Here is a 15,632-nt window from a genome sequence, read left to right on the forward strand (position 1 = left end):
CCCGGTCTAGCGTCAGAGGTGTATAAGAGACAGATAAGAGACAGGCCCAAACCCGCCCCGGGCGACATCCCTAGATGCAGATCCACCTCGTTCTCCCCGGCCTGCTGTGGCCGGGCGCTCCCGCGATTTCTCCGGTCGCCGGCCTCGCGCTGCCGGCACTATCGCGCCTGCTCGGCCGCGGCGAGCAGCAGATCGCCGACTTCGTGCCGCTGGACCGCCAGCTCGCCGCCCTGTTCGGCCTGAACGAGGGCGAGCTGCCGCTGGCCGCGCTGCGCCGCCACGGCGAAGCCGACGCGCCGGCGGACGCCACGACCGGCGAGCCGCCCGCCCACTGGCTGTGCGCCGACCCGGTGCATCTGCACTTCGCGCGCGACCGCATGCTGCTCAGCGACTTCCCCGCCGAGGGCGATCCGCCGGATGCGGACGAAACCGCCGCGCTGCTCGCCAGCCTCAACGACACCTTCGCCGACCTCGGCCGCTTCGAGGCGCCGACGCCGGCGCGCTGGTACCTGCGCCTGGCCGCGCCCACCGAGGCCACGCTGTACCCGCTCAACGATGTCATTGGCCGGCCGATCGCGCCCTTCCTGCCCGAGGGCCGCGACGGCCTGATCTGGCACCGGACCATGAACGAGCTGCAGATCGTCCTGCACAACCACCCGGTGAACCAGGCCCGCGAAGCCGCCGGCCGGCGCACGGTGAACAGCCTGTGGCTGTGGGGCGCGGGCGCCTTGCCCGGCGCATTGAAGGCGCCGCAGCCCAGGGTGCAGGCCAGCGATCCCCTGCTGCGCGGCCTCGCCCGCGCCGCCGGCCTCAACCCCGCCGACCCCGATCCAGACACCGCCCTCGCTGCTCCCGCCACCGACACGCTGGTGGTGCTGGACAGCCTGCGCCGCCCGGCGCTGCAGCTGGACCTCGACGCCTGGCGCGCCGCGCTGGCCGAGGTGGAAGCGCGCTGGTTCGCCCCACTCGCCGCCGCGCTGGACCAGGGCCGCCTCGCCGCCCTCACCCTCAACGCCCCCGGCGACCGCCACACGCTGACGCTGCGCCTGGGCCGGCAGGCGCGCTGGAAGTTCTGGCGCCGGCCGCAGCCGCTGGATGCCCTCCTGAAAACCCTGGCCCCGCCGCCCGCGGCCCTGCCCACCGAGCCGCCGCCCGAGAACCCATGATCCAGATCCAGCCTCGCGCCATTTCCCAGCGCACCGTCGCCGCCCTGATGGACGCCGGCATTCATCCCCTGCTCGCCCGCCTCTACGCCGCCCGCGGCATCCGCGCCCGCAACGAGCTGGACTACGGCCTGCGCGCCCTGCTACCGCCGGACGCCCTCACCGGCACCCGCGAAGCGGCGGTGCTGCTGGCCGATGCCATCGAGGCCGGCGCGCGCATGGTCATCGTCGCCGACTACGACTGCGACGGCGCCACCGCCTGTGCGGTCGGCATCCGCGCGCTGCGCACCTTTGGCGCCGATGTGCACTACCTGGTGCCGGACCGCGTCACCCTGGGCTATGGCCTCACCCCCGCCATGGTGGAGATCGCCGCCCGGCTGGAGCCGGACCTGCTCATCACGGTGGACAACGGCATCGCCAGCGTGGAAGGCATCGCCGCCGCCCGCGCCCACGGCATGGCCACGCTGATCACCGACCACCACCTGCCGGGCGACGAGCTGCCGGAGGCGGACGTCATCGTCAATCCCAACCAGCCCGGCTGCGACTTCCCCAGCAAATGCCTGGCCGGTGTCGGCGCCATGTTCTACACCATGCTCGCGCTGCGCGCCGAGCTGCGGGAACGCGGCGCCTTCGAGAACGGCCGCGAGCCCAACCTGGGCGACCTGCTGGACCTGGTGGCGCTGGGCACGGTGGCCGACGTGGTGAAGCTGGACCACAACAACCGCATCCTCGTCTCCCAGGGCCTGCAGCGCATGCGCGCCGGCCGCATGCAGCCCGGCATCCGCGCCCTGTTCGCCGCCGCCGGCCGCGACCCGGCGCGCGCCAGCGGCTTCGACCTCGGCTTCGCCCTCGGCCCGCGCCTGAACGCCGCCGGCCGCCTGTCCGACATGAGCCTGGGCATCGAATGCCTGATCACCGACGACCCCGGCCGCGCCCTCAACATCGCCCAGGAGCTGGACAAGCTGAACCGCGAGCGGCGCAGCATCGAGGCCGAAATGCAGGAAGAAGCCGCCGCCCGGCTGGAAGGCTTCGACGCCGAGGGCAGCGCCTCCATCGCCCTGTTCGAGCCGGACTGGCACCAGGGCGTGATCGGCATCGTCGCCGGCCGCGTCAAGGAAAAGCTGCACCGGCCGACGGTGGCCTTCGCCCGCGGCAACGAGGGCGAGCTGAAAGGCTCCGGCCGCTCGATTCCCGGCCTGCACCTGCGCGACGCGCTGGATCTGGTGACCAAGCGCCACCCCGACCTCATCGTGCGCTTCGGCGGCCACGCCATGGCCGCCGGCCTGACCATACGCGAGGCCGACTACCCGCGTTTCCGCGAGGCCTTCGAGGAAATCGTCTCTGGCCTGCTGGAGCCGGCCGACCTGCAGCGCCGCATCGAAACCGACGGCGCGCTGGAAACCGGCTACCTCAGCCTGGATTCCGCCCGCCTGCTGGACCAGGAAATCTGGGGCCAGGGCTTCCCGGCGCCGGTGTTCAACGACGTGTTCCGCGTCGAACGCCAGCGCCTGCTGAAGGACCGCCACCTGAAACTGGAGCTGGGCAAGCAGGGCAGCCGCTACGAGGCCGTCCGCTTCAACCACGCTGACGGCGCGCCGGACACCATCCACGCCGCCTTCCGCCTGGCGGTGAACGAGTACAACGGCGTCTCCAGCGTGCAACTGATGCTGGAGCACTTCGAGGCGGCCTGAGCCAGCCCTCCGGCCAGCGGCGCGCGACTCAGTCCTGCGGCCCGCCGCCGCGCCGCTGCATGTCCTCCACCACCACCCACAGGGCATTGGTGGAAATCAACACCTCCAGCAACGACAACACCAGCGACACCGCCAGCGCGACGATGCTGACGCCGAACAGCACCTTGCCGGCCATCTCGCCGTGCATGAACAGCGCCAGCATCGCCAGCGCGCACAACAGGAAGCTGAGCACGCCGAAGGACTGCATGTACTGGATCAGGTGGATGCGCCGCTTGAGGCCGGGAATCTGCCGCATCACCACCGCGCTGTCCTGGGCCGGTGCGGCATGCAGCTGGCGGATGACCTGCGCCAGCGTCAGGAAACGGTTGGTGTAGGCGAGCAGCAGCAGCGAGATGGCGGGAAACAGCAGCGCCGGAGTGGTGATGTCCATATGTCCTGGGCGGTAAGAAGCTGCAGTGAGAGTGCTGGCCGACCTTCCATTCCCGGCCGCGCAGCCGCGGAGTGCTTGCGCCGTGCCGGGAGGGCTTCCCGCGGGCCTTGCCGGTCGAAGGCGGATTATCGTGTCGCCAGCCGCCGCGGGGCAATGCGCGGTTTTGCGGGGTTCTCCGGCGGCCGGCGGGCGCAGCCGGAAACCGCTGCCCAGCGTATCCGCAAACGGCTTCAGTACCGGGGATCGCCCCCGGACGGCCGCCCACGGCGGAAAACATGGCAGCGGCGAGGGCGGGCGAGCTGCTCGCCGGTATAATGCCCGGTTTTCCGAAATCCCCCGGAGCCCCTCCATGGAAGCCGAACGCAAGAACGCCATCGCCCTGAAACTCGCCGACCTCGCGGAGCGGGGCCGGGAACTCCGGAGGTATCTTTGACTACGACGAGAAATCGTCGAAGCTCGAAGAAGTCAATCGCGCCCTGGAAGACCCGGCCGTCTGGAACGACGCCGCCCGTGCCCAGGAACTGGGCAAGGAAAAGCGCCAGCTCGAGGACGTGGTTCTCACGCTGCGGAACATCGAACAGCAATCCACCGATCTGAAGGATCTGTACGAGCTGGCCGACGCGGAAGACGACGAGGACACCTTCGTCGCCGTGGAGACCGATCTCGGCGAGCTGGGCGCGCAGGTGGAAAAGCTGGAATTCCGCCGCATGTTCGCCAACCCGATGGACCCGAACGCCTGCTTCATCGAAATCCAGGCCGGCGCCGGCGGCACCGAGGCGCAGGACTGGGCCGGCATGCTGGAGCGGATGTACCTGCGCTACGGCGAGAAGAAGGGCTTCACCGTCGAGCTGATGGAAGAGACCGAAGGCGAAGTGGCCGGCATCAAGAACTGCACCATCAAGTTCAGCGGCGACTATGCCTACGGCTACCTGCGCACCGAAACCGGCATCCACCGCCTGGTGCGCAAGAGCCCCTTCGACTCCAACGCCCGCCGCCACACCAGCTTCACCTCGGTGTTCGTGTATCCGGAAGTGGATGACTCCATCGAAGTGGAGATCAACCCGGCCGACCTGCGCATCGACACCTACCGCGCTTCCGGCGCCGGCGGCCAGCACATCAACAAGACCGACTCCGCGGTGCGTATCACCCACGCGCCGACCGGCATCGTCGTGCAGTGCCAGAACGACCGCTCCCAGCACCGCAACAAGGACGAAGCCATGTCCATGCTGAAGGCGCGGCTGTACGAGCTGGAGCTGCGCAAGCGCCAGGCCGAGCAGCAGAAGCTGGAAGACGCCAAGAGCGACATCGGCTGGGGCCACCAGATCCGCAGCTACGTGCTGGACCAGTCCCGCATCAAGGATCTGCGCACCGGCTACGAGGTGGGCAACACCCAGGCGGTGCTGGACGGCGATCTGGACGATTTCATCGCCGCCAGCCTGAAGCAGGGCGTGTGAGTCCGGGCGCGGACGCGGCGGCCGGCATGCAGCGGTCGCCGCGCTCGCGCCCGCCGCTCCGCTGCTGGGTTGTGGCCCGTCCGCCGCGCCGCCCGAGCCGCAGCACGAACACCCGCAACGCCGAACAACGGCCCCTGCCTCCGCCCGCTGCCCAGCCGCGGGCGGGTTTCTTCAATCCAGCCAGGCCAGGCCCTTGAACGACAACCCCAACCTGCTCTCCGACTTCCTCGCCTCCGGCGTGGAGGCCGACGAAGTGCCCGAACTGGCCGCGCTCTCCGCCGCGCGGCCGATGCTGGACGCCTTCATCACCCTGTTCCGCGGCACCGAGGCGGAGGTGCTGATGCGCCTGCTGGTGCTGCGCGAGATCGGCCAGGAGGCCGAGATGCCGCGCTGGTCGCCGGAAGCGCTGCGCGCCCGCTTCGCTTACCTCGACCCGGTGAAGCTGGAAACGGTGCTCAAGCGCCTGCGCGACAACGCCCTGCTTTCCATCGGCGAGGACGGCAACTATTTCCTCTCCGACATCGGCCGCAACGCGGTGGCGGCGCTGGTGATGCTGCTGCGCTTCGGCGAGGAAGAGGATGCGGAGCTGGGCTTCCTCACCGCCCAGCTCGCCGGCCTGCAAGCGGTCGGCAGCCTCACGCCGGAAGCGCTCGGCCACCTGCTGTCCAAGCTCAACGACCTGTCCTGGCATTTCGAGGAAGCCATCGCCTCCGGCTCGGAATTCCGCATCGTCGATGCCCGCCGCCGGCTCTCCGCCAACGGCCGCTGGCTGGAGCGCGGCACCGACATCCTCAACCAGCTGCTGGCCGATCCGGAGGTGTCCTTCGACATCGCCCGCATCGCCCAGCGCATCGGCCTCGCCCAGTCCCGCCTGGCGCGGGTGGATGCCGCTTTCCAGCGCGCGCTGAACAAGATCGAATCGCAGCGGGTCACGCTGGGCGGCTCCGGCATCTCGTCGTCGGACGTTGCCGCCTGGCTGCGCAAGCAGGATGCCGCCAGCCTCGCCGGCCTGCTGGCCGACGCGGTGGCGGCGATTCCCGACCCGGCGCTGCTGGCCGGCGGCCACGAGCTGCTGGACCGCGCCGAAGCGGTGCTGGACGGCCAGGCCAACGCCATCGACGCCGCTGCCCCCCTGCCGCCGGCCGACCTCGCGCCGGTGGCCAGCGCGCCGCCCACCGAGGATCTCGCCCTGCTGGAACACTTCACCGGCCGGCTGGAAGGCCTGCCGGCGCCGCAGCCGCTGCATGCGGTGATCGCCGGCGGCGGCTTTGGCCCGGCCAGCTACCGCCTGTCGCTGCTCGCCCTGCTGGCGGACGGCGAGGACGCCAGCCCGGAAGAAGGCCCGGTCGGCGACTTCATGCGCCTGCCGCTTGACGTGGTTTTCAACGACACGCTGACACCGGTGGGTGAAGACGAAATCGCCGCGATGACCCTGGGCGAAGTACGGCCGCGCGGCGCGGCAAGCCCTGTGCCCGCCACCGACGCCGTCGATGCCGACGGCGCCCCGCTGATTTCCCCCTGAGCCGCACATGGAACACGAACTCAAGACCCTGATCGCCCGCCTGCTGGCCCTGCGCTGGCTGCCGCGCGGCGACCGCCTGGTGCGCCGCGCGCTGGTGGATGAAACCTTCCGCTTCGAGCTGGACCGCCGCCTCGGCGACATCGGCATGCAGCTGCTGGACAACCCCTACGCCGCCCACGTCGGCATCGCCCTGCAGCCGGAACTGGCCGAGCCGGTGTTCGGCGCCGGCCGCGAGTACGCCGCCAGCAACCTCGGCCTCAACCGCGACGAAATCGCGCTGCTGGTGGTGGTGTGGGCGCTCATCGTGCTGCCCAAGCGCGAACGCCAGGTCACCCGCCGCGACCTCGCCGGCGACGGCCAGACCGACCTGTTCGGCGGCGACAAGCCGGTGGCGCACGGCGACAGCGTTTCCGCCGGCCTCACCGAGGCCTCGCTGATCGCCGACTTCGGCCCCCGCCTCGGCGGCAAGACCAAGATGAACATCGCCTTCGGCAAGCTCGCCCGCCTCGGCTTCCTCGAACGCCGCAACGGCGTCGTCAGTGAGGGCCCGCTGCTGGACGTGGCGCTGGACTACCGCACCATGGCCGACCGCATCATCCACGGCACCCTGGGCGAGATCCTGGCCGCTGCCGGCCACGAAGTACCGGAAGCCAACGCCTTCGAGATGGCCGACGTGCTGCCGGATGAAGACGCCGGCGACGAGGACGACAACGGAGAACAACGCTGATGTTCCACATCAAGACCCTGGAACTGGTGCACTGGGATTTCTGGCGCCGCTTCTCGCTGCCGCTGGACGCCCAGATCATCACCATCGTCGGCCCCAACGGCTCCGGCAAGACAACCCTGCTCGACGCCCTGCGCACCCTGTTCGCGCTGCGCTGCTCCGGCAAGCGCGACTTCCGCCGCTACGTGCGCCGCGCCGACCGCAGCTACGCCTGGATACGCGCCATCGTCGCCAACCTGCCGGGCAGCACCGGCAAGCGCCCCTTCTTCCCCTGCCTGTCGGACGAAGTCACGCTGGCCTGCCGCATCCGCAAGGCCGGCGGCGACTGGATACGCGACTACACCATCGTGGACGGCAACCAGCCTATTGAAGCGCTGGAAGAAACCAGCGACTGGATAGGCCTGCGCGACTACCAGCACCGCCTCGCCTGGGGCGGGCTGACGCCCGCCATCACCAAGGTGCTGGCGCTGGAACAGGGCGACACCGACAAGCTCTGCGAATACTCGCCCAAGGCCCTGCTGGAACTGGTGTTCGACGTCTTCGGCGACAAGGAGGTACTGGACAACTACCAGGCCGCTCGCGAGGAACAGAAGAGCGCCGAGCGCGAGCTGGACGAACTCGGGCTGGACTTGGAACGCCTCAAGACCCAGGCCGAGGAGAAAAAGGCCGAGGCCAACCGTTTCCTCGAATGGAAGCAGCTGGCCGACGAAGTGCAGGCGCTGGAAGCGGAGATCGTGCCGCGGCTGGAAACCGCCGAGTTGGCGCGCGAGACGGTGGCCGAGCGCGAGGACTTGCAGCGCGTAAACCGCGAGCGCATCGAGAAGCTGGCCGAACAACGCGACGCCCGCGCCCGCCTGGACATGGTGCAGGCCGAGCAGCAAGCCGGCGCCAGCGAGCGCAAGCGCCTGAAGGAACAGGACGGCGAGGCCGAACAGCGCCACCTCGCCGCCCACGACCGCGTGCGCGACCTGGAAAAGCTGCTGGCCGAACGCGATGCCCTGCGCGCCCAGCTCGCCGCCGAGCATGGCGCCGACGCACTGTCGCTGGAAAAGGAGCACGAAGCGGCGGATGCCGCCGTCGTGGCCCTCAAGCGCAAGGAGCGCGAGCTGGTCGCCGCCTTCGAGGACAAGACCGACACCCTGCGCAGCGAGCGCAATCGCAACGGCCCGCCCACCGATGGCGAAGTTGCCCGCTTCCGCGCCCGCCTCGCCGCCGAGGGCATCGCCCACCAAGGGCTGGCGGAAGTGGTGGAAGTCACCGACCCCGCCTGGCAGGCGGCGCTGGAAGCCATCCTGCGGCCCTATCGCCATATGGTGCTGCTGGAGCGGGAGTCCGACCGCCACCTCGCCTGGTCGCTGGGCGAGCGCGAACGCTTCCGCCACTTCATCGTGCCGGAACGCGAAACCGCACCGCCGCCGCGGCCGATGAGCCTGGCGGAGGTGGTGAACTTCAGCGCGCCGGTGCCGCGCTGGCTCAGCGATCTGCTGAACCGCATCCGCCGGGTGAAAGATGCCGACGCCGCGCGCGACCTGCCGCGCGAGCAGGAATGGATCACCCAGGACGGCTACCACCGCGAGCGCCGCGGCGCCCGCCACCTCGGCCGGCCGAACGAATTCCACTTCGGCGAACTCGCCCGCCAGTCGCGCCTCGCCGGCCTGCAGGACGAAATCGCCCAGCTCGACAAGCAGCTGCAGGCCCTGCGCCCCAAGCTGGACGAAGCCGAGAAGCGCCTCAGCGGCGTGCGCCAGCGCCTGCTCGGCCTGCAATCCGCCCAGCTGCTGGCTGCCAACACCGAGCGCTACAACGACGCCGAAACCGAGCTGCCGCAGGCACGCAAGGCGCTCACCGCCGCCATCGCCGAACGCGCCCAGAGCCGCGGCGCGCTGGACGAGCTGGTGGAGCGACTGCGCGGCATCGAGATCGAAGCCGACCGCCGCGGCCGCGAGCTCAAGGCCATCGAACTGCGGCTGGCCGACATCGCCCGCGAACACGGCCCGCGCCGCCACGCCCAGGCCCAGCGCCTGGTGAAGCTGCGCCGCCGCCGTCGCGGCATGCCGGCGCATTGGCTGGAGCAGAACGAACTCGCCCTGCTGGCGGAGAAGTACGGCGACGCCCGCGGCGCCCGCCTGCAGGCCGAGCGCCTGCGCCGCCACCTGGACGAAGGCGAGTGGATCACCGATCCGGCGGTGCTGGTGGTGCGCGACCGCCTGGGCGCCGACGTCGCCCTGCGCGAGCGCGACTACCTGGACCGCCAGGGCTACTGCGTCACCGCCCGCAACCACACCGACAACGCCCGCGCCGCCTACATCGCCAAATTGCGCGCCACCGTGCGCGAATACAGCAAGAACCTGAAGGCGCTGGGCGATCTCGCCAACGTCAGCGTGGATTGCGCGATGCCGCACCTGGAGAACGACGACCTTTCCCTCGGCCAGGCCGGCCTGGAAGTGCGCTTCGACTTCGACCGCAAGGGCGCGGTCGGCCTCAACGACGGCGAGGCCTCCGGCGGCCAGCAGGTGATGAAGTCGCTGATCCTGCTGATCGCGCTGCTGATGGACGAAGCCCGCCCCGGCGGCTTCGTCTTCATCGACGAGCCCTTCGCCCACCTGGACGTGGCCAACATCGACCGCGTCGGCACCTTCCTGCGCGCCACCCGCGCGCAATACCTCATCACCACGCCGGTGACGCACAACGCCAATGTGTTCGCCCCGGCGCAGCTGACGCTGGTGACGCGGAAGAAGCCGCCCGCAGAGAACTGGGCGCCGCCGATCGGGGTGCTGCAGCGCGCGGTTTAGGACCGGCGCGGTCGGATGAACCGGCCCGGCCCAGGAACCGCCGCCCTACGCCCTGCTCGCTCGCGGAGCATGGGTGGAAAGTGGAAGAAGAAGCGCTGCCTCATCCGCTGGAACGCCCTGTGGCCGGCAAGCCGCGGGGCGTTGGCACGGACCGGGAGCGCCCCGCGAGACGCAGCTATGTCTATGTCCGCCGCGATCTTCTTCCGCTCCGCGCTTGGGCCCCATCAACTGCATGCCGGAGAGGGTTGCGGGTTTGGGTTGCGGGTTTGAACAAGCCCGCAGCGGCTTCCACGCGGCTTTGATTCCCGTTCAACTCGCTCGCCGCACCCACGCCGGGCCGGGCAGCCATCCCGCGAACCATCCGCTGCCAAAGAAGACCTACAACCCATGAGCACCGGCCTGCGCCGGTCTTTGCGCGCAGGCCGGCCCCTGGATTCACCTTCGGCTGCGGAGGGCTGGCATGTCAGGAACACCGTCATCGAACGTCGGGCTGGGCGTGGTCGCCGGCGTTGCCATCGGTCTGGCGCTGGACAACATCGGCCTGGGCATAGGCATCGGGCTGGCGCTCGGCATCGCCCTGTCTCTGGCAAACAGGCGCAAATAGTCCGATATCATCGCGGCCTGCCTCTCACTCCAATCCGGGCGCTGCACTTCCAGCCAGGCGCCCGCCAAGCGAGCACTGCGCGGCCACCGATGAACAATGCCCTCCCTTATGGACTGCTCGCCGACCTGGTGCTGAGCACCCATTTCGCCCTGGTGCTCTTCGTCGTCGGCGGCCTGCCGCTGATCCTCGCCGGCAACCTGGCCGGCTGGCGCTGGGTGAATCGCTTCTGGTTCCGCCTCGCCCATCTCGCCACCATCGCCGTGGTCGCCGCCGAAGCCTGGCTAGGAGTAACCTGTCCGCTGACCACGCTGGAAGGCTGGCTGCGGGAGCAGGCCGGCCAGAGCGGCCCGGGGCCTGGCTTCATCGAATACTGGCTTCAGCGGCTGCTGTTCTTCCAGGCGCCGCCCTGGGTCTTCATCTGCGCCTATACCCTGTTCGGCCTGCTGGTCGCCGCCACCTGGTGGCGTTTCCCTCCCCGACGCAGGCCCCAACCCCCACGCAGCGAGCAAAGCCGATGATCTCAGCCGATTTCCTCCTCACCGCCCTGGTCGTCGTGCTGATTCCCGGCACCGGCGTGCTGTTCACCATTTCCACCGGGCTCTTCGCCGGCCGGCTGGCGGCCTGCTATGCGGCGCTCGGTTGCACCGCCGGCATCCTGCCCCATCTGCTCGCCACCGCGGCCGGGCTCGCCGCCCTGCTCCACACCAGCGCGCTGGCCTTCCAGGCGCTGAAATTCGCCGGCGTCGCCTACCTGCTCTTTCTCGCCTACGCCACCTGGCGCGACACCACCGCCTTCGAGCCGGCGCGCAATGCCGCGGCCACGCCCGGCGCCATCATGCTGCGCGCCTTCCTGCTCAATATCCTGAACCCCAAGCTGACGCTGTTCTTCCTCGCCTTCCTGCCCCAGTTCGTCGCCGCCGACTCGGCAACGCCGCTGGCCGACCTCACCCTGCTCAGCGCCGTGTTCATGGCCATGACCTTCGTCGTCTTCGTCATCTACGGCCTGCTCGCCCACGGCTTCCGCCGCCTGGTTATCAATTCCCGCCGGGTGCAGCACGCCCTGCGGCGCGGCTTCGCCGGCGCCTTCGCGGTACTCGGAGCGAGGCTGGCCTTCTCGGAGCGCTGAGGCATCGCCGGCGCCAGCACAGGGAAAGAGCAAACGCTCAATCCACGCCAGCCCCCAGCACTCCGGCTTCCCGCAAGCGCGCCTTGTAAGCTTTCATCACCGGCCGGGAGATCGCCGTTTCCGCCAGCACCCGGTGTTCGTAGATCTCCGCCACCAGCGCCTCGCGCTCGCCAGCGCCAGCCCGCGCGATCAGCGTGTGCATGTCCTCGCCCAGCAGGCGGCCCGGGCGGCCGCGCAATGCGGCGTACAGCAGCGGGATCACGTCCTTGTCCCGCGGCCCCATCTTGCACTTGCCGTCCAGGATCTTGAGCATGACCGTGGTGGTGCAATCCACATCCAGCGGGTCGGTAAGCTGGGCACGTGCCCAGTCGGCGATCTGTTCGGGGCTCATCCGGCACTCCAGGGTTTGGATGGCGGAAAGCGATGCAAGGACCGCGCCGGAGCACATCCGGCGCCGGTTTTCCCGCGTGGTTGCGCCCGCTTCCATGCAAGCTCGATTTGCCGCCGCGTGGCGCGCCTGCGACAATTGCGCTCTTGACCACAGCGCCGACGAATCATGTCCGACCAGAACGCCCCGCTTACCCCCCAGGACGAAAACCACATCATCGCCGAGCGCCGCGAAAAGCTGGCGCAATGGCGCCAGACCGGCCGCGCCTTCCCGAACGACTTCGCCCGCGAAAACACCGCCGGCAAGCTCGACGAGCTCTACGGCGAGAAAGAAGCCGAAGTGCTGGAAGCCACGCCGGTCGAGGTGAAGGTTGCGGGGCGCGTCATGCTCAAGCGGGTGATGGGCAAGGCCAGCTTCATCACCATCCAGGACCTGTCCGGTCGCATCCAGCTCTACGTGAAGCGCGACGCGGTGGGGGAGGACATCTACGCCGACTTCAAGCACTGGGACATCGGCGACATCGTCGGCTGCGTCGGCACCCTGTTCAAGACCAAGACCGGCGAACTCACCGTGCAGGCCTCCGAGATCCGCCTGCTGACCAAGAGCCTGCGCCCGCTGCCGGACAAGTTCCACGGCCTCACCGACGTCGAGCAGAAGTACCGCCAGCGCTACCTGGACCTGATCGTCAGCGAGCAGACGCGCTTCACCTTCGTCGCCCGCAGCCGCATGGTGCAGTCCATCCGCAACTACATGACCGGCCACGGCTTCCTCGAAGTCGAAACGCCGATGATGCACCCCATCCCCGGCGGCGCCGCGGCCAAGCCTTTCGTCACCCACCACAATGCGCTGGACATGGAACTGTTCCTGCGCATCGCGCCCGAGCTGTACCTGAAGCGCCTGGTGGTCGGCGGTTTCGAGAAGGTGTTCGAAGTCAACCGCAACTTCCGCAACGAAGGCCTGAGCCCGCGCCACAACCCGGAATTCACCATGATGGAGTTCTACGAGGCCTACGCGGACTACCGCAGCCTGATGAACTTCACCGAGGGCCTGATCCGCAACGCCGCGCGCGAGGCACTGGGCACCGAGAGCTTCGTCTACCAAGGCCGCGAGCTGGACCTGTCCAAGCCCTTCGCCCGCCTCACCATCACCGAAGCCATCCACCAGTACCATCCGGGCTACAGCCTGGAACAGCTGAACGACGCCGAGTGGATCCGCGCCAAGCTGGCAGCCCTGAAGGCGCCGGCCCGTGCCGGCATGGGCCTGGGCAGCCTGCAGCTCGCCCTGTTCGAAGAGACCACCGAAGCCGAGCTGTGGGAGCCGACCTTCATCATCGACTATCCCGCCGAAGTGTCCCCGCTGGCGCGCCGCAACGATGCCAACCCGGACATCACCGAGCGCTTCGAGCTCTTCATCGTCGGCCGCGAGATCGCCAACGGCTTCTCCGAGCTGAACGACCCGGAGGACCAGGCCACCCGCTTCATGGAGCAGGTAAAGGCCAAGGAAGCCGGCGACGAGGAGGCCATGTACTTCGACGCCGACTACATCCGCGCGCTGGAATTCGGCCTGCCACCCACCGGCGGCTGCGGCATCGGCATCGACCGCCTGGTGATGCTGCTGACCGACAGCCCCTCCATCCGCGACGTCATCCTGTTCCCGCAGATGCGTCCCGAATAAGGCTGCCGCCCGCTGTCGCGCCCGAAACCCGCTGCTGCTTCCGCACAGCGGGTTTTGTCCTTTTGCAGCCCGCTGCAGCCCAAGCTGCCGGAGCCCCGAGAACACAGATCAGCTTCGAGCGATCCACCATGCCGATACAGCCAGCCCGCCTCGAATACGCCCCGGACGGCACGCCCTACTCCAGCGCCTACGGCGACGTCTATCACTCCAGCGACGGCGGCCTGGGGCAGGCTCACCACGTCTTCCTTGCCGGCAACCAGCTGCCGCAACGCTGGCAGGGGCGGCGGCACTTCACCGTATTGGAGACCGGCTTCGGCCTGGGGCTCAACTTCCTCGCCACCTGGCAGGCCTGGCGGAACGACCCGGCGCGGTGCGAGCGACTGCATTTCGTCTCCTGCGAGTTGCATCCCTTCGAGCGGCATGACCTCGTCCAGCTGCACCAACGCTGGCCGGAATTCGCTGCACTCGCCGAGGAACTGCAGGGTGCATGGCCAACCCTGGTGCCAGGACTGCACCGCCTGCATCTGGACCAGGGCCGCGTCACCCTCACGCTGGGCCTGGGCGACGCCACCCACTTGCTCGGCCAGTTCGACCTCCAGGCCGACGCCTTCTATCTGGATGGCTTCTCCCCGGCGAAGAACCCCGAGCTGTGGTCGCCACGCCTGTTCCATCAACTCGCCCGCCTGGCCTCGCCGCGGGCGACGCTGGCGACCTGGTCGGTAGCCGGCGAAGTCCGCGAAGGCCTACGGCGCGCGGGCTTCGAAGTTGCAAAAGCGCCTGGCTTCGGCGGCAAGCGCCAGATGCTGCTGGGCAGCTACGGCGGACGCGACTACCCCGCCCCGCAAGCCGCTGGGGACACCGCGGCTCACGCCCGGCATGCGCTGATCCTGGGCGCTGGCGTGGCCGGCACCTCCCTCGCCGAACGCCTCGCCGCCCGCGGCTGGACGGTGGACATCGTGGACGCCGCCAGCGGCCCGGGCCAAGGCGCCTCCGGCAACCACGCCGGCGTGCTCCGCCCCTTACCCAGTCTGGACGACAACCGCATGAGCCGCCTGACTCGGGCCGGTAGCCTCTATGGACTGCGTCACATCGCCGCACTCGGCCAGCGCGGCCTGTCACCCCGCTGGAACGCCAACGGCGTGCTTCATCTGGGGCGTGACGAGAAGCAAGAGCAGAAGATGGCAGCAGTCGTGGAACGCCATGTGCCACCGCCGTCCTTCCTGCGCTTCGTCGATGCGCAGGAGGCTTCCGGCATCGCCGGCTGGCCGGTGTCCAGCGGCGGCTGGTGGTTCCCCTCCAGCGGCTGGGTACAGCCGCCTTCGCTGTGCCGCGCTAATCTGGCGGCGCATCCAGAGAAGATACGGGCTCACTTCAGCGTGCAGGCGGTCCGCCTGGAGCGGGACACTGAGGCCGAGGGCTGGCGCTTGTTGTCGGCGGACGGCGGGCTCATTGCCAGCGCGCCGGTCGCCATCCTCGCCAGCGGCGTTGGTATAACCGCCTTCCCCGAGGCGGCAGCGCTGCCGGTGGTCTCAGCCCGCGGCCAGGTGAGCCTGCTGCCAGCCTCGGCGGGCTCCCCGCCCAAGGTGGTGGTTTGCCGTGGCGGCTATGTCAGCCCGGAGGTGGACGGCCTGCGCTGCGCCGGCGCCACCTTCAGCGTGGATGACGAGGAAACCCGCCTGCGGGACGCAGACCATCTCGAAAACCTGGAAAAGCTGGAGGCGATGCTGCCCGGCTACACCCGGCCCTTCCAGGGCAGCCCGGCTGCCGGGCGCGTCGGTTTTCGCCCGGCCTCTCCAGACCGGCTCCCCATGGTCGGCGCCCTGCCCGCGCCTGGCACCTATGCACCGAGCACGCCGCTGGCGCAGATCCCGCGCCATCACGGGCTCTACGCGGTATCGGGCTTCGGCGCCCGCGGACTGGTATGGGCTTCGCTGATGGCGGAAGCCCTGGCCGCGCGGCTAGAGAATGAGCCCATGCCCCTGGAGAAGGATCTGTGGGAGGCGGTGGATCCTGCCCGTTATCTGCTGCGTCCCCTGCGCCAACCCCTGCGGGAGGAATGAACCT

General features: G+C 69.4%; 13 protein-coding genes. 11 read left to right on the forward strand and 2 right to left on the reverse strand.

The features are described 5' to 3' along the window. Positions 1-74: 74 nt before the first annotated feature. Positions 75-1,166 carry a hypothetical protein gene (locus GRF61_RS02020; RefSeq protein ID WP_169149069.1) on the forward strand — a complete coding sequence of 364 codons (1,092 nt, stop codon included), beginning with the start codon at positions 75-77 and terminating at the stop codon, positions 1,164-1,166. Then, entirely contained in the window at positions 1,163-2,854 is a 1,692-nt protein-coding gene (recJ, locus tag GRF61_RS02025; RefSeq protein WP_169149070.1) for a single-stranded-DNA-specific exonuclease RecJ, read from the forward strand. The genes GRF61_RS02020 and recJ overlap by 4 nt, the downstream gene beginning before the upstream one ends. A gap of 28 nt (positions 2,855-2,882) precedes the next feature. On the opposite strand, the gene GRF61_RS02030 is transcribed toward recJ, so the two are convergent. Beyond that, complete coding sequence (locus GRF61_RS02030) at positions 2,883-3,284, reverse strand: DUF2721 domain-containing protein (protein ID WP_169149071.1); 402 nt, start codon at positions 3,282-3,284, stop codon at positions 2,883-2,885. Between the two features lie 349 nt (positions 3,285-3,633). Here GRF61_RS02030 and prfB point away from each other — a divergent pair. The 7 genes from prfB to GRF61_RS02065 all read left to right on the forward strand — a co-directional run bounded on the left by prfB (position 3,634) and on the right by GRF61_RS02065 (position 11,506). After that, a protein-coding gene (gene prfB, locus GRF61_RS02035) for a peptide chain release factor 2 (RefSeq protein ID WP_169149072.1) occupies positions 3,634-4,738 on the forward strand; the annotation gives its coding sequence in 2 pieces (ribosomal slippage) (positions 3,634-3,714 and positions 3,716-4,738; 1,104 coding nt in all). A gap of 193 nt (positions 4,739-4,931) precedes the next feature. Further along, positions 4,932-6,260 (forward strand): hypothetical protein, encoded by a 1,329-nt coding sequence (locus GRF61_RS02040; protein WP_211165686.1) that lies wholly within the window; start codon positions 4,932-4,934, stop codon positions 6,258-6,260. Between the two features lie 7 nt (positions 6,261-6,267). Then, positions 6,268-6,987, forward strand: coding sequence for a hypothetical protein (locus GRF61_RS02045; RefSeq protein WP_169149073.1), 720 nt, complete (start codon positions 6,268-6,270; stop codon positions 6,985-6,987). Continuing rightward, entirely contained in the window at positions 6,987-9,776 is a 2,790-nt protein-coding gene (locus tag GRF61_RS02050; RefSeq protein ID WP_169149074.1) for an AAA family ATPase, read from the forward strand. The genes GRF61_RS02045 and GRF61_RS02050 overlap by 1 nt, the downstream gene beginning before the upstream one ends. Positions 9,777-10,236: 460 nt before the next feature. Next, entirely contained in the window at positions 10,237-10,380 is a 144-nt protein-coding gene (locus GRF61_RS02055; protein WP_169149075.1) for a hypothetical protein, read from the forward strand. Between the two features lie 89 nt (positions 10,381-10,469). Further along, the gene (locus GRF61_RS02060; protein WP_169149076.1) at positions 10,470-10,898 is read left to right on the forward strand and encodes a DUF2784 domain-containing protein; all 429 of its coding nucleotides are present in this window, start codon (positions 10,470-10,472) and stop codon (positions 10,896-10,898) included. Beyond that, the gene (locus GRF61_RS02065) at positions 10,895-11,506 is read left to right on the forward strand and encodes a LysE family translocator (protein WP_169149077.1); all 612 of its coding nucleotides are present in this window, start codon (positions 10,895-10,897) and stop codon (positions 11,504-11,506) included. Before GRF61_RS02060 ends, GRF61_RS02065 begins: the two co-directional genes overlap by 4 nt. A gap of 37 nt (positions 11,507-11,543) precedes the next feature. On the opposite strand, the gene GRF61_RS02070 is transcribed toward GRF61_RS02065, so the two are convergent. Further along, the gene (locus GRF61_RS02070) at positions 11,544-11,897 is read right to left on the reverse strand and encodes a hypothetical protein (protein ID WP_169149078.1); all 354 of its coding nucleotides are present in this window, start codon (positions 11,895-11,897) and stop codon (positions 11,544-11,546) included. A 165-nt stretch (positions 11,898-12,062) separates the two neighbouring features. Here GRF61_RS02070 and lysS point away from each other — a divergent pair, with 165 nt between their 5' ends. Further along, positions 12,063-13,568, forward strand: coding sequence for a lysine--tRNA ligase (gene lysS, locus GRF61_RS02075; protein WP_169149079.1), 1,506 nt, complete (start codon positions 12,063-12,065; stop codon positions 13,566-13,568). Positions 13,569-13,696: 128 nt separating this feature from the next. After that, entirely contained in the window at positions 13,697-15,628 is a 1,932-nt protein-coding gene (gene mnmC, locus GRF61_RS02080) for a bifunctional tRNA (5-methylaminomethyl-2-thiouridine)(34)-methyltransferase MnmD/FAD-dependent 5-carboxymethylaminomethyl-2-thiouridine(34) oxidoreductase MnmC (protein ID WP_169149080.1), read from the forward strand. Positions 15,629-15,632 lie beyond the last annotated feature (4 nt).

It is taken from the genome of Azoarcus sp. TTM-91 (assembly GCF_012911025.1).
GTDB lineage: Bacteria > Pseudomonadota > Gammaproteobacteria > Burkholderiales > Rhodocyclaceae > Azoarcus.

Excerpts from the sequence above, each read along its gene's own strand:
- GRF61_RS02055 (WP_169149075.1), top strand. The coding sequence starts at position 10,237 with ATGTCAGGAACACCGTCATCGAACGTCGGGCTGGGCGTGGTCGCCGGC.
- recJ (WP_169149070.1), top strand. The coding sequence starts at position 1,163 with ATGATCCAGATCCAGCCTCGCGCCATTTCCCAGCGCACCGTCGCCGCC.
- GRF61_RS02050 (WP_169149074.1), top strand. The coding sequence starts at position 6,987 with ATGTTCCACATCAAGACCCTGGAACTGGTGCACTGGGATTTCTGGCGC.
- GRF61_RS02020 (WP_169149069.1), top strand. The coding sequence starts at position 75 with ATGCAGATCCACCTCGTTCTCCCCGGCCTGCTGTGGCCGGGCGCTCCC.
- lysS (WP_169149079.1), top strand. The coding sequence starts at position 12,063 with ATGTCCGACCAGAACGCCCCGCTTACCCCCCAGGACGAAAACCACATC.
- GRF61_RS02065 (WP_169149077.1), top strand. The coding sequence starts at position 10,895 with ATGATCTCAGCCGATTTCCTCCTCACCGCCCTGGTCGTCGTGCTGATT.
- GRF61_RS02045 (WP_169149073.1), top strand. The coding sequence starts at position 6,268 with ATGGAACACGAACTCAAGACCCTGATCGCCCGCCTGCTGGCCCTGCGC.
- mnmC (WP_169149080.1), top strand. The coding sequence starts at position 13,697 with ATGCCGATACAGCCAGCCCGCCTCGAATACGCCCCGGACGGCACGCCC.
- GRF61_RS02060 (WP_169149076.1), top strand. The coding sequence starts at position 10,470 with ATGAACAATGCCCTCCCTTATGGACTGCTCGCCGACCTGGTGCTGAGC.
- GRF61_RS02070 (WP_169149078.1), bottom strand. The coding sequence starts at position 11,897 with ATGAGCCCCGAACAGATCGCCGACTGGGCACGTGCCCAGCTTACCGAC.
- GRF61_RS02030 (WP_169149071.1), bottom strand. The coding sequence starts at position 3,284 with ATGGACATCACCACTCCGGCGCTGCTGTTTCCCGCCATCTCGCTGCTG.